Raw genomic sequence first — 22,284 nt, 5'->3', positions numbered from 1 at the left:
ATCAGGTAACCAAATGAACCAATGAATTCATGACTCGCCATCATCCATCTTACATTATACCTCCTCCATATTTTTGTGGAAACTTTCTTTTGCTAGCCTCATGGAATAAATCTATTATTGTATGATATTTCTGAACAGGAGATTTGAAATTAGCTATTCTAAGCTTTTCGGGTTTTTGAGATCGGATTTATTTCTACAAATTTGTCATGTTGATTTAAGACATGCACCGAAATCGCTCGGTTTTGTCGCTTTGCAAGTCAAAAAAATGCAGGGTTTTCAAGTGATGAACAGATAAACACAGTATGGCAGAAGTAATTTATAACGACGACAGTATTCGTTCATTAGATTGGAAAGAGCACATCAGGCTTCGTCCGGGGATGTACATTGGTAAACTTGGCGATGGTTCTGCTCAGGACGACGGTATTTACGTTTTGCTAAAAGAAATTGTAGATAACTCTATCGATGAGTTTGTGATGGGCACTGGAAAAACCATCGAGATTACGCTTTCAGAGCAAAAAGTAAATGTACGCGATTATGGCCGTGGTATTCCATTAGGTAAAGTGATAGATTGTGTAAGCAAAATTAATACAGGTGGTAAATACGATAGTAATGCCTTTCAAAAATCGGTAGGTTTAAATGGGGTGGGTACAAAGGCCGTTAATGCGCTTTCTACCAGCTTTACCGTACAATCGTATCGTGATGGAAAAACGAAGAAAGTTGAGTTTTCTAAAGGGGAAATTGTAACCGAGCAACCTGTTATCGATACTACTCAGCGTAATGGTACAGCCATTACTTTTTATCCGGATGAAACCATTTTCAGGAACTACCACTATATTCCTGATTTTGTAGAAAGTATGGTTTGGAATTATGTGTTCTTAAACACCGGTTTAACGGTAAATTTCAATAACCAGAAATATTTTTCGGAGCGAGGTCTTTACGATCTGCTTTCTAAATTTAATAAGCCAGAGGAAATCCGTTACCCGATTATCCATATGATTGGGCCAGATATCGAAATTGCAATGACCCACGGGCAGCAATATGGCGAAGATTACCATTCTTTTGTAAACGGACAGCACACCACACAGGGTGGAACACACCAGGCAGCTTTTAGGGCGGCGGTAGTGAAAACCGTTAGGGAGTTTTTCAAAAAAGAGTTTGATGCGGCTGATGTGCGTTCATCAATTATCGCGGCAATTTCTGTACGTGTACAGGAGCCGGTTTTCGAATCGCAGACCAAAACAAAACTGGGTTCGCAAAACATGGGACCGGAAGGCCCATCGGTAGCAACTTTTATTAACGATTTTGTTAAAAAAGAGCTTGATGATTACCTGCATAAAAATCCGGATGTGGCCGATGCGCTGCTGAAAAGAATTATGCAATCGGAACGGGAGCGTAAAGACATTGCAGGTATTAAGAAACTGGCAAACGACAGGGCAAAAAAGGCCTCGTTACACAATAAAAAACTGCGCGATTGTAAGGTGCATTTTAATACCACACACGAGAAACGTTACGAAACCACTTTGTTTATTACCGAGGGAGATTCGGCATCGGGTTCCATCACAAAATCGCGTGATGTGGATTGCCAGGCGGTATTTAGTTTAAAGGGTAAACCCTTAAACTGTTATGAATTAACAAAAAAAGTAGTTTACGAAAACGAAGAATTTAACCTGCTCCAGCACGCTTTAAATATCGAGGATGGTTTAGAAGGTTTACATTATAACAATATTGTAATTGCAACTGATGCCGATGTGGATGGCATGCACATCCGTTTGTTGATGATGACTTTCTTTCTTCAGTTTTTCCCCGATCTGGTTAAAGCAGGTCATGTTTATATTTTACAGACACCGCTTTTCAGGGTTAGGAATAAAAAAGAAACCATTTATTGCTATAGCGATGAAGAACGCAAAAATGCGATCGAAAAACTAGGCAATAAACCAGAAATTACCCGGTTTAAAGGTTTAGGTGAAATTTCGCCTGATGAATTTGGCTTGTTTATCGGAAAAGATATCAGGTTAGACCCGGTTATTTTGAAAGACCAAACGATAAAAAGTTTGCTTGAATATTATATGGGCAAAAATACGCCCGACAGGCAGCAGCACATTATCCGTAACCTGAGGGTAGAGAAGGATGAAGTAACGGAGGAACCTAAAGTGATTACTGACGAAGTAGCATAAAAAAAGAAGTCAAGTTTAATTACCAATGACAGATTGTAAAGGATTGGTCGTCATTCCCGCGCAGGCGGGAATCTTAAAGCTTATTGCATTAGGATTCCCAATCAAGTTGGGAATGACGATCTGCCAAAACTTGTCATGATCATACTAACGGTTAATTATTCTTTTGGTACATTCACTGTATCTTCAGGGTGTTGCGGAGGTAATACATCTACCTTTTTTTCAACAATGGTGATTTTGGTAAACACCGCATATTTACTTGGAGCGATGCCATTATCGTATTTTTCGGCATAAGCCTGTGTAAATTCAGCGCCGAAGTAGAGTATAATCGAGGTATAATAAATCCACAATAAAATAACGATGATCGAACTGGCTGCTCCAAAGGCCGAGCCCGGGTTCCCCTTTTCGATATAAATCCCGATTAGGTATTTACCTAAACTGAAAAGAACAGCTGTAAATAAGGCACCAATTATTGCCGATTTCCAACGGATAATTACATCGGGTAATACTTTAAATATAACCGCAAATACAGCGGTAACGGCAGCAAGCGTAATTACATTGTTTAAAATGTAAATCAGAATGGCCATGGTATCGTTTGCAACGGGGATTACTTCATCTATTTTGCTTTGTGAGAGTAGGTTGCCCAATTTAGAACCCAGACCTACTACAACGGTGTTAACCACCAGCGATACCAGCAATAGAAAGCCCATTGAAACAATTAAAGAGAAAGACAATAACCTGTTAGAAAGCATTTTTATCCAGCCTTTTTTGGGCACAGCCTTTACTTTCCAAATCATGTTGATGCTATCTTGTATCTCAATAAAAATAGCAGTTGAACCAATAATCAATGTGCCTATCCCAATAATTAAACCAAGGGTAGACTGGCCTGATTTATTGGCATGTTCTACAAAACCCTGAATTTGTGTAGCTGCCTCTTTGCCAACCATTTCGGTCACCTGTCCATAAAACTGAACTCTTGTTTCCTCATTTCTTTTGTCGCCAAAAAATAGGGTAGCGGCGGATAACATGATAATGATAAGCGGTGTAAGTGAAAAAATAGTGTAATAAGCAAGCGAAGCACTTAATTTAGTTACCCTATCTTCTACAAAACCTTTTCCGGCAGCAACGAAAAGATGATATAACGCAATGAAGAAATATTTGATCTTATGAAGTACTCTCATCGAAAAATTAAAACGGATATCCTATCCCAATGTTAAAAATTAAATTCTGCTTACGCCAATCCTTATTACCGAAGGCAATATCATCAAACACCCATCTTTGTCCTTCTGGTAAGTAAGGTTTACGCACCGGGAAGGCCACATCTAAACGGACTACAAAAATGCTGACATCTACCCGTAAACCTGCGCCAGTACCCACCGCCAATTCGTTAAAAGCGTTTTTTAATTTAAAGCCAGATCCAAGTCTTGCCGTCTCAGGTTTGCCAGGTTCTCCAAGATCTTCTTTTCTTAGCCAGATATTTCCGGCATCTACAAATAAGGCACCATAGAGTACACTCACGATCTTAAACCTCAGTTCTGAGTTGAGCATTAACTTAATATCACCACCCTGATCGGCAAAAAGAGCATCATCTCGAACTTTGTAAGTTCCCGGGCCTAAGGTTCTGGCCGGAAAAGCCCTGATATCATTACTACCCCCGGCAAAAAACTGTTTTACAAACGGGAGTGAAGTTGAGTTTCCATAGGCATACCCATAACCTAAGTTTAACCGGTTTGCCCAGATTAAGTTTCTGGTAATTTTATAATAATCTCTTAAATCGGCTTCAACCCTAATAAACTGCGTTAATGCTTTGTTAAAGATAGACCGCTGGCCATTTTCATCCTTTGGGGTAAACAGGCCCCAAACATTACCACTCGTTTCTAACCCACCAAAGAAATAGGTATTATTTCTACGACTATCTTCCATTTGGTTGGTATAGGTGAAATTATAGTTACTGCCAATAATAAACTGGCTTTCTAAAGTCGTTCTCAACAATGGGTTTTGTTCATATATTCTCTTTTCAGTTGTATCAGATGGGAAAGAAGTAGAAACATAACTAATCGAGATCGGATTAAAATTATGCTCTTTGTACAGGTTTTCTTTAAAGTTGTAACCATACTGTCCTTTAACTGCATGCAAAGTATATTCAGAACCACGGTTTAGCATCTGGTAAGACAGCGAAGCAATGGTTTTCGGGATGAAAGCATTGGTGCTATTCGGTTTGTAAAAAGGTACAATAAACCTGGGGAAGGTTAATTTTCCTTCAGCCGTTAACGACAAGGAGTTTTTGCCTAAAGAAGTTCCTTTGGTTTGTGTTTCGAAACCACCACTAACACTCAAGTCTAATTGTTCGGCATTTCTAAACAGGTTTCTGGTGGTTTGGGTTACTTTCACTTCCGAACCCACGAAATTGTTCGATTTACTCGTTCCGACCACCGAAAAGGTCAGTGAGTTTTTCTTTAAGGGCGTTAAATAAATATTCAGGTCGAGCTGATTATTTCTGAAACTATCAACCGGTAAAAATTCAGCCCTTACATCCTGAAAGGCGCCTACATTTACCATGCGGTTTAACGATTGGTTATGATCTTTACGGTTATAAGGTTCGCCTTTTTGAAAGAATACCAAACGGTCGAAAAGTTTTGGTTTAAACGTATTCCGGTCATCGTAGATATTGAAATCGTTATACTGTAAGGGCTTTAATTTTCTGAGTGTCGTATCTCTCCTTAACGAATAATTAGGGTATATGTTAATGTTTTTGATGGTGTATGGTTTTAATGCTGCATCAGGCGCAATATCTTTAACCTTAACCGAAACGTTAACGAGGTTTTTGCCAATGGTGCTATCCACCTGCATAATTAAATAATCGGGACTGAAATAAAAGTAGCCATTTTCTTTCAGGTCGTTATCAATCCTGATCCGTTCATTTTTGTAGGTATCGATATCGTAATAATCGCCAACTTTTAGCAAAGTTTTGTTTTTGTTGGCATTGATGATTTTGGTAAGCACCCCAGAATCGGGCGGGAAATTAATCTTGTTAATTTTATACCGTTGTCCGGTAACTGCAGTATAAATGGCTTTACCCTTTTTTTCTTTCACCACGGTATCGCCGGTAACATTTGCCTGTAAATAGCCTTCACTAATAAGGTAACTGGATAATACATCATTATTGTATTTCAGCTTTACATCATTCAATAATACAGGCGCTTCCCCTTGACGGCGCAGCCAGTTTCTAAAACCTTTAGGCTTTTTGGGCTCGCCTGCGAGATTGTAAATGCCCAGTTTAAATTTTATACCCAAAATCGACTTATTGGGACGTGGTCTTGTTTTAGCCTCCAGATCGGTTTTAATCTGTTTTTCATTATCAATTTTTCCTGATGAATCAGGATTGATTTTTACCTCAGCACCGGTATACAAAATTTGTCCTGGTTTTAAGGATTTGGTACTGCTGCAAGCCGCCCAAACTAAACAGGCCAATAAAAATAAAAGAGGTCTAATTAGTTTTCTCATCTTGTGCTTTCTGTTCAATGTTTCTTATTCTTCTTATTCTTTTCTTCTGAAAAATTTCTCTGAATTTATTGTAATCTACCACCAGCGTAAAGCCCAGGCCTGTTTCAACAATTTGCCCTTGTACAATCATATCATTCTGGTTACGGCGGTAAGCCCTTAACCGGTATCGTCCATCGGCAGATAGCGCATATTCTACGTTCACATTTCCGGCAATATTGGTCGATTTTTCTCCTGGCGCCTGTGGTCCTTCTAAAGCAAATGAACTTCCTACGCTAACGGTTAACCTGTCGTTTAGCAGTTTTTTAGATAAGCCAACCTCCAGATCGGTTTTTTGCTGCATTGACCCAGTTGAATAATCTTCAGATGAATTTACGCCAAAATTAAGATCAACACCTTGAATTAAATCGGAGGTTAAATTATTCAATTGCTCGGTTAACAGTTTACTTACACTCGAACGGGCAAGCGTAGAAACCCCACCGCCACCACCGGCCAGACTTTGGAAAGGATTATTTGCAATAAACCTGTTTAAGGCAAGTAAAGAAAGAACCTGTTTGTTCAACTCACTTTCATCGCGGTTTACATTAATCAATTTGGTATAAACCTGACCATTTAAAGCACCACGTTCGTTTTCTGGTAAGTCGAGTTTAAATGAAATGGTCGGCTTTAATAATTCGCCTTTTATCATCAAATAAACCTGGAAAGGTAGTTTTGTTCTGGCCTCGTAAAGATCCGGTTGATTTAACAGATCGATAGGCGCTGCGTTAACTTCGTATAATGCCGTAATATTGGCAGTTGCTGAAGTAGGTTCACCGGTCCAGATAATGGTACTTCCTTTAACCAGTTTAAATTCTTTTTTTACTACAGCCAGCGTTAAATTGTATGAACCGTCAACTATTTCGTAGCGACCGGTCATGCTGATTTTACCACTAGGATCCATGGTTACATTTAAGTCGGCGTTGCCCCTCACTTTTAAATTATCGCCAGTAGACGGATCTACAACCACATTCAGTTCTGCTTCAGGATCTACTTTTACATCGGCCACAAGATTTAAGCCTTTAATTGGCGATTTACTGATGCTGTCAACTTTTAAAGCTTTTTGTCCGTTAAAGGGAGGTGCATCGGCATCAATAAACTGCACGATACCTTCCTGATCAATAATCGCCGGATCACTCGAAGGCAAAGCGAAGAAAAATTTAGTACCCTTGTTCACATTGATATTCATGTTTACATCCGGCTGGTTTAAATCTCCGCGTACTTTGATGTTGCTGGTTAAAAATACCGTTCCATAAATCATATCATTATCGGCTGCGGTAGAATTAATCGCCCTGAAATTGTTCATTCTGATATCTAAACCGAAGCGGTAGTTTTTAAAATCGGTGGTATAAACCTTTCCGTTTATGGTTGCTTTTTGATTTAAGGAATCGATCAGTGTAAAGTTGTTAAAGCTGATGCCCTCATTTGTAAATGATATTTTCTCATTTGGCATACGGAAATACGAGTTTACATAAGCCACTTTGATGCCCGCATTATTGAAAGTTAAATCGCCAAGTATTTTTGGCGCTGTTAACGCACCTTTAACAGTAAGCGCTCCGGTTAAGGTGCCTGTGCCATTTTTAAGCTGGCCTGCAGATAAACTTTCGATGTTTTTCATTTCAATCTTATCGATATTTACGGTAAGATCTAAAGCACTTTCTGGTGCGGTATAATAAAAGCCGTTAACCCTCAACTCATGCACGCCAGTTAAGGCAACATTTACCTCGAAAGCATTTTCGGTATTGTTGTTTACGGCGAGGCGTAAGGTACCCAATTGATCTTTTTGATAACGCAATTGATCAATGGTTAAGTTCGCCTCAAATTTTGGTGTGCCGGCCAGGTCTTTAACATTTGCCGTTCCGTTTAAACGACCACCAACCAGAGTGGTATCAGTTTCTGCAAATTTGGTTAAGGTTTCCAGCTGGAAGTCTTTAAACGCTACGGCTAACGGTGCATTTGGTTCAGTAGGATTGCTGTTGATGGAAAGCGACTGACCACTGTTGCTGATCTGGAACTGATTAACCAATATGCCTGATGCGCCAAACTGAATGTAATTATCCTGCGAAACCACCCACTTCTGATAATCGAGCAATAGTTTTTGTGGATCTAAAGTGAATTTAAAATCCTTGTTAATCGATTGGAAAGTACCACCAATTACATATTTGTTTTTAAGTTGCCTATCGCGAAGGAAGATATTAACCCCTAAGTTGTTGTTGGCTGCATCGCCACTTACTTCTGTATTGAAAAGTGCAATAGATGGACTTTGAAGACTTTTAACCGTTAAGCTATAAGCTAATTTATTATTATCGTTATTGATGTTTAAAACTGTGGTATCTACTTTAAAATCACCATATACCACCTGAGGGAAATTACCCTTAATCTGCAAGCTGTCTTTTTGTGTATCAATTAATCCGTAAAACTGCGATTGTTTGAATACCGTTAATTCTGGTACAAATTCCTTTAGTAATTTAGAATCGTATACCTGTACAAAAAACCTTAGCCTTTGGTCGGGAACTTTAGCAACCGTACCGAAAGCGTAGTATTTGTTAATTTCGTTGATGATGGCATCGCCTACTTTGGTCAGTTGGTACTTGCCATCAATTTTTGCCGATAATATTTCAGATTTTAAGGTCAGTTCATTTTCGGTAGCGGTTGATTTTGCACGAATCGAAATCGTATCCACATTAATCTTTTGTTTGTCTTTTACCAGTTGCAGGCTGGTGATATCAACTGAACCGTTCAAATAATCGGCATCGGCGGTGGCCAGGTCTACTTTAACCAGACCTGCTGCACTTAATACCGTTGGACTAAAGTTTAAAGCCTGCAAGTTTACCTGCTTCAAATTTAAATCGGCTTTTACGGCTGGATATTTTCCTGCCAGATTCACTTTCGCATCTAAATTAAAGTTGGCATTGCTATCGGGCATGCTGCTTTTAATGCTGATGTTCTGGTTGCTGTAATTGCCGGCAAGGTTTAAATTACGATAGGTATATTTGTTGTAATAAGCACTAATCACCTTAGCGTTAAATTTTGCATTAATCTTTTTAGGATCGAGCCCTGTACCTGCAACATTTGCTTTAACCGAAACCCTGCCCAATTTAGGCTGCATTTTTAAAAGCCTGCCTACATTAAAGTTGTTTAAACTGATATCGGCCTTATAACTTTCTTTACCTTTAGGCCCTTTCATCCCGGCCAGCAAAATAGCGCCACCCATATCAGTCTGGATATTCAAATTGGTATTAAAATCGGTCATCGAACCTTTAAAATTACCTTTGGCATCAATTACATTTGGCAATTCGATGGTTGGAGGCAAAGATTTTTTAGGTACAGCCACCAAAATATCCCCTTTGGTAACATGAAGTTTTTTAATGTTTAAATCGAGATAGGTTTTTTTGATGTCGGGCAAACCTTTTGCTTTTCCACTGATATCAATCTGGGTATTTTTCAATCCGCTGATCTGCAATTTTGGAATGTTCAGGTTATTCAGGTAGCCATTAACATCGGCATTCAGTTTTATTTTTTCATTACGGTAATTGGCTGGAATGGCATCGCTGAAAAAACCGGCATCTTTTAACCCAATGCTGGTGTTTTTAAAAGACAGATTTAATTTCACACGTTCGGGATGTTTGGTTAAATCCTCCATTGAGGTAAAATTTAATTCCGTCGCATTTTCGATTGAAGTATTTGGCGTCTTTAAAATGAAATTACTCAGTTTAATCTGTTTATCGTTATACACTGCATCACCCCTCAACTGATCCAATACAAAACCACTTTTCTCTTTTAACGATCCGTTTTTAACATTCGCTTTTATACCTGCAGCACTATACGCTACATCACCAGCACCTAAATTAAGCTGGGTAATTTTGAGGTGGTTAAAGTCCATGCCTTTGGCAGCAGGTTTTGCCCCAAGATTATCGAACTGAACATTGTTATCGGCCAGACTGATATTTTTAATAATCAAACCCAGAGGCGATTTTTCGGGCACTACGGTATCCTTAACTTTCTTTAAATCGTTACTCGGCACAGGTTTAAAAGCAAAGAGAATATTCGATTTGTTTAAATGGGCATCATCAACAGCATATTTACTGTTGGTTAAATCTACTTTCAGGTTCACCAAACCCAGATCGTTTACATCGGCAACAGCTTTGGTTGTGGATAGCTGGTCGTCGTAATTTACCTTTACCTTACTGAAAATGAAGTTCTGCACTTCAATTAATGGTAATTTGCCCTGTTCCTTCTCACTGCTATCAACACTGTTAGTGATGTGTTGTACCAGATGGACTAATGGTTTTTGCTGTAAATAACGTAACGAGGTATTCACCAGGCTTAACTCTTTAATTACATAATGCTGATTGGCTAAATCGAAATCTTTGATTTTAGTTTTAAATGCACCAAGGTATAATTTCACGTCGTTACCAGCCACATCATCGCGATAGTTGATGCCTATATCTTCGAAAGAAACTTTATCAACAGAGAATTTAAGGGTAGAGGTGGTGTCTTTTTTTACTTTCTCTTCTGGTTTTTTTTGGTCGCTTGCAAAAGCATCAACCAGGAAAGAAAAATTAAAGGTGGTATCAGGACTGATACGTTTCACATTTGCACGTACATTTTTGAGTTCGATGTTATTGACCTCGACCGTATTTTTTAACAGTTTAAACAGGCTGATGTCAACGGCCAGTTTTTCGGCATATAACAAGGTATCGCCTTTGCGGTCTTCGATATAAAATTTATTTAAAACTACGTCTTTTGGCAAGGCAATTTTAATGCTTTCCAAACTGACTTCTGTTTTGGTTTTGTTTTTAAGATAGTTTATGGCTTTACCCTTAACGAAATTCTGAACGGCAGGAATATTTAAAGATAGTGCTAAACCAACAACCAGGATGATGATGGAAGCAATTACCCACAATAAAATTTTGAGACTTTTACGTACGTATCTATTCAAAGCTAAGCGTGTTTGGTGTTTGATAAATGCCAAAAGCATGCCACTAAAATTAATTTTAAGGCACTTTTTACTAAATAATACAAAAAATAACTTAAATTGTTCGCCCGCTATAAAAATTTAACATTGGCGGTTTCATAATTAGTTACAAATGAATTCAATAAATCTAAATATATCTTTTGAACAATACGAAAGTATTGCAGAATTAACATTGGCTGATAGAACGCTTTGTGCACTTGCCGAACAGGCTTTAAATACTTCATATTCTCCTTATTCTAAATTTAGGGTGGGTACGGCAATCCGCCTGGCCTCTGGCGAAACGGTACTGGGAAGCAATCAGGAAAATTTAGCCTATCCCTCAGGACTTTGTGCAGAGCGTGTTGCCCTTTTTACCATTGGCGCTACCTATCCAAATGCGGTGATTGAAAGTATGGCCATAACCGCCCAGACGGATAACTTTGAGATTTTGAAACCCGTTACCTCTTGTGGTGGTTGTTTGCAGGTGATGGCAGAGTTTGAACGTAAACAAAATGCACCGATTGAAGTGATTTTTTATTGCTTAAACGGAGAAATACTAAAAGTGCCCAGTGTAAAGAGTTTACTGCCTTTTGCTTTTGTAGAGGATAGATTGGAAAGATAGTTAGTTCAGTTGGCAGTTTTCAGTTATCAGTTTATAGTTAGTCTTTTCAGTCAGCAGTTCGAATTTAATGCGTGCGGCTGAGAGTTTTGAGCGTACCAGCATCTGTTGAATAAACTGTGTAATAGATTTTTAAAATCTGCGGAAATCTGTATGATCTGCGGGACAACTTTTTGCATTTATTCCCGCTGATTTAAGGTGATCAACGCAGAATCGATTTGGTATTTACAATTTTCAGTTGTTATAGATATGAGTATTGCACTGAAGTAAATAAACTTAAGAGTATTGTGGGGAATCACAGACCACGAATGTAGAACAGGCTATTATTTTGAGCGGAGTAACGCAATTTGTCATGCTGTCCCGAAGCTTCGGGATCAGCATCTTTTTAGCATGAAAGACCCTGAAATTAATTCAGGGTGACGACCCTTTTAGAAAAAAGTCGTTCAAATGTTACAAAGCAAACCAGTAATTGAAATCAGATTTCCAGATAGATCTGTCTCCTAAATATTCGGAACTTTGCTTCAGTCCGGATTGACATACTTCTTTCTTCTGACCTCCGGACCTCCGACTTATTTTCTATATTTGGTTTTTTAACCACAATGAAACATCTCTACATCCTTACATTTTTCCTTTTTATTTCTTTTGGTGCAAACGCCCAGGCCTTACTTAAAAGTAACGTAGTTTATAAAATAGTTTATTTCCGATCTTCGGATGGCAAACCGAAAGAAGACCGGAATGCTACAGTGATACTGGCTTCGGCAAATCAGAATTTAATCAGCAATGCCGCTATTCTTGATCATAAAGCAAAATACCCTTACGAACAGAGCATTGTAACCAAACCTGCTCAAATTTTGTTTCAGGTGGCCGATTTAAGTACGGATAAACAGATTGCAACCGCCGATAGTACAGCAATTGGCAAGCAAACCTTTGAATTGAGCAACGAAACCAAAGTGATTTTAGGTTATACCTGTAAAAAGGCCACAACGGTTGTCAATTCCAATAGAATAGACTTATGGTACACCACCGATGCGGGGATAAAAGCTGCGCCAACCAGTTTGGGCCAGAATCTAGGGTTGGTTTTAGAGCAGGTGCGTAATGGAAGCAGCTATGTAACGGCTACAAAAATTGAAGCAGTTAAAAATCCGAAACCAATCGATTTGCAACAAATAAGTGCTAAGCTTACTGATGGATTAACCTATAAAGATTTACTCTGGAAAAGCAGGTTTACCACGCTAAGTATTTTTAATAACGAAACCATTAATTTTATTGATAAACCACAATCTAACGATTCTGTATTCCGTTTTGCGGGAGGAACAGTGATTGCGAGGAAAGTTAAATTTCCTGAGCTGCAGTCCAAACCTAATGTTTTTGTCGATTTAACTGAACAATCAAACGGTGATGCTTACGATAGAACAGGCTCGGTCTTTATCATCCCGACAGATAAACAGATCAGTTTAATGGATGCGCTTAAAAATTCTGTTAAAGACCTGCCTGTTTACGATAATGGCAATGGAAAGAAATATCAGGGCGTTGTGGCCACCGCAAATTACAACCCGGTTATAGAATTGATGCGCTTTTTTACTCCTTTTGGTGTGGGCAAGTACAATACTTTAAAATTGAAAGATAAAAACTGGGCGGAGAAAGTTTACTACAGACAGGATGTCTCAGAATTGTTTCCGCTGGTAAATGGCAAGGAAGTTTGGGTAGCGGTTTTTGTTGGTAATTATGATAAAGGCGGCCATAAAGTTTCTTTAAATATTACACTGCATAATGGTGGAAGACAAAAAGAAGCCAAGGAAGTGATTTTGCCTTTGTTTAATTCAACCAATGTAATGGAAATGGCTGGTCAGGAGTATGCAACCATGTTTAGCAGCGATAAAGGTTTAGAAGTTTCCTTTACCTTAGCAAAAGACTTAAAAGATGCCAAATTGCGTTACATTACAACCGGTCATGGTGGCTGGGGAAATGGCGACGAATTTGTGCCTAGAAAAAATACCATCTGGCTGGATGAAAAGGAAGCATTCGCTTTTACGCCATGGCGACAAGATTGTGGTTCGTACCGGTTATCGAACCCTGCCTCTGGTAATTTCGAAACTGGTCTTTCTTCATCAGATTTAAGCCGTTCGAACTGGTGCCCGGGAACCGTTACGAATCCTGAATGGATCAGTTTGGGTGATTTAAAAGCCGGGCCACACACCATAAAAGTAACCATTCCGATGGGTAAGCCTGAAGGTTCGAGCTCAAGCGCATGGAATGTTTCGGGTGTGTTATTGGGGGAGGAGTAGTGCAATATTTTTTCGGGAGATGAGTACCCTCATGCGAATCGTCATTTCGAGCGGAGTGCAACGCAGTCGAGAAATCTATAATTAAAGCGTTATTTTGCAGATCACACTACCGATCAGCTTCCTACCGTTGTGACACAGATAATATAAAGTTTTTTCTGCTCTATGCCGCAGGGGCATGCTACTTTGGAGCGCCAAAGTACCCAAAGCGCTTTGTCAATCCAGCAAGGTGGCTTCTCACTGCCCCAGGCTCATCAAAAAAACAGCGGCACTTCGTTTTGTGTTCAATACCTTTTAACCTTGGAATCATGATTGTTGAACACAAAACCACTGCGTTTCAGGTTTGGTAATGCTGACTATATTATTTGTGCACCTGTTTTTTGATTCTCCTGCCACTTGGGATTGACGGCGTTCTTCGGTTAAAGCTATGGGCTATTAAGGTTAGCTTAGCACAACGCCCTATAAAATCTAACCCTAAAAATGTATTCACACAATAGGCCTGCGCGGGAATGCCGCCAACATTAAAATTTATCACGCAATCCAGCTCCTCCTTATATTTAAGAGGAGTTGGGGGCATTCTATACATCCTGCAGCCCCCAATAGCAGCACAAAACGATTTTGCTAAACCGGATTGAAGGGGAGATCCTTTTTTGCTGTGCTGGGCAGAGCAGGGGGGCTAAAAAAGATCGCATCGGAAAGCCGGAGGAAACATTCACAAAACCTGGAGAACCTTGCTTTCCAAATCAACACAAACAAGTTTAGATTTCGGCAGGTGAGACACCAGTCGATAGGATGAGCAATCATTTTATAATATCCAAACATTAAGATTAGCTTCGCTGAGCACTGCGTGGTTTCCGCCTGCGCGGGAATGACTGCAAGCGCTAAGGAAAACGCAGCTTGCCCTTGTTTTTTAACAAATTTTCGATCTTGAAATGTGAATAACCTCTCTTCATTCTATGAAATCATTTTTATTATATTTACGGCTGCCAATTTTTGTAAATAAATGAGTGAAGAATTAGATCAAAACGTAAACGAAGAGCACAAACATACCATAACCCCAATCAACGGTTTATACGAAAACTGGTTTCTCGATTATGCGTCTTATGTAATTCTCGATAGGGCCGTCCCGCACATTAACGATGGACTAAAGCCTGTTCAACGACGCATTATGCACTCGCTTAAGGAGATGGATGATGGGCGTTTTAATAAGGCGGCCAACGTAATCGGTAACACCATGAAATATCACCCGCATGGTGATGCTTCTATTGGTGATGCCATGGTGCAGATTGGTCAGAAAGATTTATTGATTGATATGCAGGGTAACTGGGGTGATCCGGTTACTGGTGATAGTGCTGCGGCACCACGTTATATTGAAGCACGTTTATCGAAATTTGCCAACGATGTGGTGTTTAACCCCGATACTACCGAATGGCAACTCAGTTACGACGGGCGTAACAACGAACCGATAACTTTACCGGTAAAATTCCCTTTGTTATTGGCGCAGGGTGCTGAAGGTATTGCGGTGGGTTTGGCGACTAAGGTAATGCCGCACAATTTTATCGAATTGCTTGATGCTTCGATAGATGCGCTGAGAGGCGTGCGCCCCAATATATTGCCCGATTTCTTTACGGGTGGTATGGCCGATTTCTCTAATTATAATGAAGGACAGCGTGGAGGTAAAATCCGCGTGCGTGCAAAAATAACCGAGAAAGATAAAAAGACATTGGTGATTAGCGAAGTGCCATTCAGTACCACCACCGGTTCGGTTATCGATAGTATCTTATCGGCCAATGATAAAGGCAAAATCAAGATTAAAAAAATTGAGGATAACACGGCAGCCAATGTAGAAATTGTAGTGCACCTGGCACCGGGTATTTCACCTGATGTAACCATTGATGCACTTTATGCTTTTACGGCCTGTGAGGTGTCGATTTCGCCAAATACCTGTATTATTCAAGGTGATAAGCCACTCTTTTTGAGTGTAAACGATATCCTGATTGAAAATACAAAACACACTAAAAATTTATTAAAAAGAGAGCTGGAGATTCGTCTGCACGAGTTGCAGGAGAAAATTTTCTTTAGTTCATTACTTAAGATATTTATTCAGGAGGGGATGTATAAAAATCCTGAATATGAAAACTCAACCAATTTTGAAACCGTAGTTGAGGTATTACACATTTTATTCGATCCGTTTAAACCTTCACTTTACCGCGAAATTTTGCCTGAGGATTTTAAGAAGCTGATTGATAAACCCATGAGTAGCATCACCCGTTTTGATGTGAAAAAGGCCGATGAGCAGATGAAAAATCTGGAAGATGAGATTAAGGCGGTTAAAAATCATTTAAAACACCTTACCGATTACGCCATTGCCTGGTATCAGAAACTGAAAGATAAATACGGAAAGGGAAGAGAACGTAAAACCGAAATCCGTTTGTTTGATCGGGTAGAGGCTTCGAAGGTGGCACTGGCCAACGTGAAGCTATACATGAACCGGGAGGATGGATTTATCGGATCGGGTTTACGTAAGGATGAATTTGTGGCCGATTGTTCGGATATCGATGAAATAATTGTCTTCCGTGAAGATGGTAAATGCATCATCACCAAGGTAGCTGATAAAACCTTTGTGGGCAAAGGCATTATTCACGCCCAGGTATTTAAGAAAAACGATGAGCGTACCATTTACAACATGATTTATAAAGATGGTGCAAGTGGTACATCATATATTAAAAGGTTTGCCGTAGTTGGGGTAACACGCGATAAGGAATACGATTTAACCAAGGGATCGAAAGGTTCGAAGGTTTTATACTTTACCGCTAACCCAAATGGTGAGGCTGAGGTGGTGAACGTTGCCCTGAAACCGCATTCTAAACTGCGCAAGCTTCAGTTCGATCAGGATTTTGCAGAAGTGGCCATTAAAGGGCGTGGATCGCAGGGAAATATCATTTCGAAATATCCGGTCAAAAAAATCATTCTGAAGAGTAAAGGGGTTTCTACCTTATCAGGTCTGAAAATCTGGTACGATGATTTATTAAAACGCCTAAATGTGGATGGCCGTGGAAAATACCTGGGTGAATTTGATGGCGATGATCGTATTTTACAGGTTCATAAAGATGGTTACTATGAATTAAGTTCTTTCGAACTCAGCAATCACTTTGATGATGGACTGATTTTGATTCAGAAATTTGACCCGGAGCGGATTTTTGCTGCTGTTCATTTCGAAGGCAAGGCGCAGAACTATTTTATCAAACGTTTTGCATTTGAACTGCAATCTGTTGGCCGAAAAACTATTTTCATCAGCGAGGAGCAGAAATCGAGGTTATTGTTCCTTACCTCTAATCCGGCAGCGAAAATTATCGTTGATGTTTTAAAAGGCAAAACCCAAATTCCTGAAACTTTGGATTTAACCCTGGCAGAACTGATTGATGTTAAAGGCTTAAAAGCAAATGGCAATCGGCTATCCCCTCATGATGTACAAAAAGTGGTGTTAGAAGAGCCTGAGGTAGCCATTGAAGAACCAGAAGAAACAACGATTGAAGAAAGTGAGGATGAGGAACCAGCGGCTGATGAAGAAGTGAGCAATGAAGAAACGGTAACGGATAACGAGCAGCCTGAAGCAATAATTAAGGATGAACCTGTTGTGGTGCAGCCAAAGCCAAAATTCGAACGTGCAGAAGTGCCTGCAGTTAAAGCCGATCAACCAGAAGTAAAAGAAAAACCTGCTGCGGTAGAAAAGCCAGTGGTGGAAAAACCTAAGCCAGAACCTGCGCCTGTTAAAAAAGAAGAAGTTAAAACTGAAGATAAACCCGAGGCAGAAGAAAAACCTGTTAAAAAGATCGATTTCGAGATCACCAATCCGGATGATATCGATATTGACGATAAAGGGCAGCTGGGATTATTTTAAATCTTACCAAGATCGTTATCCCGGCCGTATGTTCCAAAGGAACTGCTTCGCGGTGATTTTTTTAAGCTTAACATCGTTTGATGGCCATCAGGAGATAATAAAAAGCCAATATAGCATCCGAAATCATGTGATTTATGGTGCTATATTGGCTAACTTATTTTAATGAAGCGATACTATTTTATCGCTTTTTCAAATGCACTAATTCCACCCACTATAGGTAAAGTAAGTGTGGTTGCATTTAAATCAATGGTTAGCTGTGTTCCGGCTTTTGGCCAAAGCGTAAATTCTTTATCACTCGAAAAAATCATCAGGGCAATTTTTTTACCTGCAGGTATAATCTGATCATCTGGCTGAAGGTTAAATTTGAGTTCGTAAAATTTGCCGGGTGTTAAAGGCGCACTTTCACTTAGCGACTTATTGTTTTGAGGATCGGCCCAGCCACGTGTAATTACATTATCCATTAATTTTACGCCGTTTCCTTCCGTCCAGGGTAGAGCAACCAACCAAACCGAGAAATTGGCGGCCAGTTTATTGCTGGCCAGCTTAACTGTAAATTGTGTTAAGCCCGATAGGTGAACAGCTTCTTTTAATGTAGGACTTACATAAAGCAAGCGGTGTTCTGAGTTTTCGGCTTTTGCGAGGTCGCTACCTGAAAAAGAAACATCATCTGTTAAAGTTTCAGCGGCTTGTTTCTGTGGTTTAGCAGTATATAGGCTTCCATTACCATTTCCACCGGATCCCAGGAAAAGTTTTACATTACTGGCATCTGGGTTTGGGTAATCGACATATGGTGTTGGGTTCGAATTGGGTTGGTTTTCCCTCACGATCCAGGCTTTGGGATCTTTCTCTACACCATTTTCGATTCCAAACAAATAACGGGTAAACCACCTGTTCATCATTTTCATGGGCGGCGGACCACCGTGTCCTTGCTGGTGATAAAAAATCTGCACAGGTAAACCTTTGGCCTCGGCTGCTTTATAAATCCGATAGCTATGTTCAGGCATTACATTCCAGTCGTTAAAACCGTGCGACATCAGTAAGGCTGCTTTCATCGGTTTCATGGCATTTAAATAATCTCTACCTGCCCAAAATTTATTATAATCGCCAGTTATGCGATCCATTCCCTGGGCCATCTCGCCATCTCTTATCGTTTTATTTCCATAGGCTCTTTTATCTTCTGCACCACTGTGTATGTAATCGTATAACACATCAACATCTTCTCCTAAATATCCACCCGGACTTCTTACTAGGCCATTTGAGCGGTAGTAATGGTAATAGGAGGTGTTTGGTGCAATGGGAATGATTGCTTTTAACCCATTAACTCCGGTAGTTGCTGCGGCTAGCGGTATGGTTCCGTTATACGAAGTTCCTGTCATTCCAACATTTCCGGTACTCCAGTAAGCTTTAACTTTTTCGTTCCCATCTGCAGTGGTATAACCATTATCCTTTCCACCCAGCCATTCGATAACGGCTTTTGGAGCCAGCGATTCGTTTATTCCACCTACTGTTGGCGATCCTTGCGATAGTCCGGTGCCGGGTGATGAAGAGTGTACTACAATAAAACCCCTTTTTACCCATTCCCTAATTAAAGAGTTTGAGATAATTGGTCTTTTACCTGTACGTATTACCTCAGGGTGTACACGAGTTACAGATGATTTTTCGCCAATTTCGTGTTTTACATCCCAAAACACCCCCTTCTCATTTCCGGCCGTTCCGGCATAATAAGGGCTTGATTCGTAAATAACAGGGAGTTTTAATCCCTCCGTTTCGGTCTGGTAAGGTCGTGTTACATCAACATGCATACGGTCAGGTTTTCCATCTCCATCGGTATCAAATGTTGTTTGTACCCATAAATCGGTACGGATCCACTTGTCGGGCGTATCAAATAAGGTTACTATTTGTGCCTCGCCATCTTTAAATACAGGAAGGGTTTTAGCAGTTTCGTTTTTTTCTTGTGCAAAAGCAGAAAAAGCCAGTGGAAATAATAAAATAGGAAGTTTAAATAATTTACCTTTTTTAAAATTAAGGTTTATCATGGTTTTAAGATTTAAATAGTTTATTGGTGTTTCTTTTGTGTTGTAAAAACAAAAAAGAAGATTTTTTTTGAAACTTGCTGCTTCGAAATTAATTAATTATGGTTAGATAATGTTATTTTTTAAATGTAGCCCGTAATATTTAATCATCCGGATGAAAAAGAACAGATAGGTGGTCACTGATTATTATTTCTTATATTTGCCTTGCTCAAAGGGGTGCTTTTTGATGTTGCAATGTCTGTTGCCATCAATTTGCTGAGATTATACCCATTTAGAGGTTTAAGCCAAAAGGTTTAAGGTATAGGGTTTAACCTTAGGCCCTAAGCCTCAAACCTTACACCTTCTAATGAACCTGATGCGGGTAATGCCGCCGTAGGAAGAGGTTAAAATTTACAAAACTGTTTCGCCCCGAAAACGGTATCTAATTATTTTACCGGCTGCAAAGCAAATTATTGTAAATGAATTTTCAAGATTGGTTTAAGCTTTTTCAGGAGCAGATTTTACACACCTCATTAATTGAATGGCTGGCTGTGGGTTTTGGGGTATCTGAGGTTTTATTGGCGAAGAAAAATAGTATCTGGCTTTATCCAACAGGAATAATTTCGATCCTGTTATCGATGTTTCTACTCTTAAATGTAAAGCTGTACGCAGAAACCTTACTCAGTATTTATTATCTGGTGATGAGCGTATACGGCTGGATAATCTGGAAAAAAAGAAAACAGGAGGGAGAAAACCAGGTTTCGTGGTCGAGCAATAACGAATTAACCATTGCTGTTTTAATTTCTGTTATTGGTTTCGGGGTGCTTTATCTTGTATTGAGGCATTATACCGATTCAGATGTGCCTGTTTTTGATGCCTTTGTATCTTCTACAGCCTGGGCGGGCATGTGGCTGTTAGCCAAGCGTAAAATCGAAAACTGGATATTCCTGAACATTTCTAATATTGTGGCCATTCCGTTGCTGTTTCATAAAAAGCTTCCACTTATGGCCTGTTTAACTACGTTTTTGTTTACCGTAGCCATATTTGGATTTTTAGACTGGAAGAAGATCATTAACAAAAGCAAACTCAAACTGGCTTAATTATCTTCTTACCCAAAGCACAAAAAAAACATGCAAGAAACATTAAGCACCACCTGGCAGGAAAAAGTAAAAACTTATGCTGCACGTTCAGAAGAAATGGGTAAACTTCATCCCGAAATTCTGGAGCTGGCATATCAGGAAAATTGGTTTAAACTTTTTGTGCCAGAAATTTACGGAGGGCCAAACAAAAAACTGCCCGAAATTTTAAGATTGGAAGAAGAATTGGCTGAAGCCGATGGCAGTTTAGGCTGGACCATCACACTTTGTGCAGGTGCAGGTTGGTTTGCCGGCTTCTTAAATCCTGAACTGGCTGAAGAGATTTTTGCCGACCGTGAAGTTTGTTTTGCCGGGAGTGGTGCTGTGGGTGGGGTAGCCATTAAAACACAAGCAGGTTATCTGCTTAACGGAAAATGGAATTATGCCAGCGGTGCATTGCATGCAACCATATTTACCGCCAACTGCACGCTTAAAAATGAAATTGGTGATGATATTTTGGATGAAAATGGAGAACCTGAAATTACATCATTCATCCTTAAAAAAGAGGAAGTAAATATTTTGCCGGGTTGGTCGTACTTCGGTTTAATAGCCACAGGAAGTCATGCTTTTGAAGTTTGCGATTTAAATGTTGATGAAAACAGGACCTTTAAAATTAACCAGCACATCGAGGTGAAAGATGCCGGCTTTGATTATCCCTTTTTACAGCTGGCAGAAACTACGTTAACGGTAAATAGTTTAGGCATGACCAATCATTTTATTAAACTGGTAGAACAATCTTTTTATTCGCGTTCTGGATTAGGGAGATATAGCGAGGCACAAATTTTGTTTTTTAACGGTGAGCTTAACCGTTGCAAAGAAGAAGTGTTAAATCTTCGTACAAAATTCTACCATATCTTTGATGAATCCTGGGATCAGTTAATAGATGCTGGCGAAATTGCTGAAGACAAGTTAATTGAGGTGAGTTCAATTAGTCGTAAATTGGCCCATGCCTGCTGGAAGTCGGCAGCTACTTTATTTCCGTACTGTGGTTTAGACGCTGCAAAAAAAGAATCAGAAATTAATAGGGTTTGGAGAGATATCCATACTGCAAGTCAGCATGCCTTACTTACCTTCGAAATTTAACTATTCCAAAAGCTCCGGCTTAATTTTATCTTTAAAATCAGTAGCGAACTTATTCAGTTTTGGTTGTATCACAAATGCGCAATAAGGTTTCCCCTGATTGTGGTTGAAATAGTTCTGATGATAGTCTTCAGCTTCATAAAATTCAACTGCGGGCGAAACTTCTGTCGCAATAGGCTTGTCGAAAATATGCTGGCGGGTTAAATCTGCTATCATTTCTTCCGTCTGCTTTTTCTGATCTTCATTTTCGTAAAACACCACGGAGCGATATTGTGTACCAACATCATTACCCTGCCTGTTTAAGGTTGTTGGGTTATGGGTTTTAAAGAATACCAATAGAAGCTCATTGAACGAAATGACATTTTCATCAAATGCGATTTGAATCACTTCTGCATGACCGGTATCGCCATTACAAATTTCCATATAGGTAGGATGCTTTAAATCTCCCCCCATGTAGCCCGATGTAACCTGGCTTACCCCATTTAACGTTTGAAAAACGGCTTCGGTGCACCAAAAGCAGCCTCCGCCAAATGTTGCTGTTTGCATATCCTACGTATATAAAATCTAATCCAATTTTTAATCAATCAAA

General features: G+C 39.6%; 11 protein-coding genes and 1 riboswitch. Of the genes, 6 read left to right on the top strand and 5 right to left on the bottom strand.

Annotation, left to right across the window (positions count from 1 at the left end):
* Positions 1–302 precede the first annotated feature (302 nt).
* Complete coding sequence (locus CA265_16095; GenBank protein ID ARS41094.1) at positions 303–2,174, top strand: DNA topoisomerase IV; 1,872 nt, start codon at positions 303–305, stop codon at positions 2,172–2,174.
* A gap of 155 nt (positions 2,175–2,329) precedes the next feature.
* Here CA265_16095 and CA265_16090 read toward each other — a convergent pair whose 3' ends face one another.
* The 3 genes from CA265_16090 to CA265_16080 are packed head-to-tail and all read right to left on the bottom strand — an operon-like array spanning position 2,330 to position 10,650.
* Entirely contained in the window at positions 2,330–3,352 is a 1,023-nt protein-coding gene (locus CA265_16090) for a ribonuclease BN (protein ARS41093.1), read from the bottom strand.
* A 7-nt stretch (positions 3,353–3,359) separates the two neighbouring features.
* Positions 3,360–5,675 (bottom strand): hypothetical protein, encoded by a 2,316-nt coding sequence (locus CA265_16085; GenBank protein ID ARS41092.1) that lies wholly within the window; start codon positions 5,673–5,675, stop codon positions 3,360–3,362.
* Positions 5,659–10,650, bottom strand: a complete 4,992-nt coding sequence (locus CA265_16080; protein ID ARS43019.1) for a DUF490 domain-containing protein — start codon at positions 10,648–10,650, stop codon at positions 5,659–5,661. Before CA265_16080 ends, CA265_16085 begins: the two co-directional genes overlap by 17 nt.
* A 148-nt stretch (positions 10,651–10,798) precedes the next feature.
* Between CA265_16080 and CA265_16075 the strand changes: the two genes are divergently transcribed.
* From CA265_16075 to CA265_16065, 3 genes are all read left to right on the top strand, one after another.
* Entirely contained in the window at positions 10,799–11,287 is a 489-nt protein-coding gene (locus tag CA265_16075; protein ARS41091.1) for a cytidine deaminase, read from the top strand.
* A 596-nt stretch (positions 11,288–11,883) separates the two neighbouring features.
* Positions 11,884–13,569: a peptide-N-glycosidase gene (locus CA265_16070; protein ARS41090.1), complete on the top strand. Its 1,686-nt coding sequence runs from the start codon at positions 11,884–11,886 to the stop codon at positions 13,567–13,569.
* A 1,000-nt stretch (positions 13,570–14,569) separates the two neighbouring features.
* The gene (locus CA265_16065; GenBank protein ID ARS41089.1) at positions 14,570–17,467 is read left to right on the top strand and encodes a DNA topoisomerase IV; all 2,898 of its coding nucleotides are present in this window, start codon (positions 14,570–14,572) and stop codon (positions 17,465–17,467) included.
* Positions 17,468–17,640: 173 nt separating this feature from the next.
* Here CA265_16065 and CA265_16060 read toward each other — a convergent pair whose 3' ends face one another.
* Positions 17,641–19,503 (bottom strand): Xaa-Pro dipeptidyl-peptidase, encoded by a 1,863-nt coding sequence (locus CA265_16060; protein ID ARS41088.1) that lies wholly within the window; start codon positions 19,501–19,503, stop codon positions 17,641–17,643.
* Between the two features lie 301 nt (positions 19,504–19,804).
* Positions 19,805–19,897, top strand: a riboswitch (TPP riboswitch).
* Positions 19,898–19,958: 61 nt separating this feature from the next.
* On the opposite strand from CA265_16060, the gene CA265_16055 reads away from it, so the two are divergent.
* Complete coding sequence (locus tag CA265_16055; GenBank protein ID ARS41087.1) at positions 19,959–20,579, top strand: hypothetical protein; 621 nt, start codon at positions 19,959–19,961, stop codon at positions 20,577–20,579.
* Positions 20,580–20,609: 30 nt separating this feature from the next.
* On the top strand, positions 20,610–21,698 hold the full coding sequence (locus CA265_16050) for an acyl-CoA dehydrogenase (protein ID ARS41086.1): 1,089 nt from the start codon (positions 20,610–20,612) through the stop codon (positions 21,696–21,698).
* On the opposite strand, the gene CA265_16045 is transcribed toward CA265_16050, so the two are convergent.
* On the bottom strand, positions 21,699–22,241 hold the full coding sequence (locus CA265_16045) for a peptide-methionine (S)-S-oxide reductase (protein ID ARS41085.1): 543 nt from the start codon (positions 22,239–22,241) through the stop codon (positions 21,699–21,701).
* Between the last annotated feature and the right edge of the window lie 43 nt (positions 22,242–22,284).

The sequence above is a fragment of the Sphingobacteriaceae bacterium GW460-11-11-14-LB5 genome, from assembly GCA_002151545.1.
Classification (GTDB): Bacteria; Bacteroidota; Bacteroidia; order Sphingobacteriales; family Sphingobacteriaceae; genus Pedobacter.
Note: the sequence above shows the minus strand (reverse complement) of the source record. Positions and strands in the feature narration are given on the sequence as shown.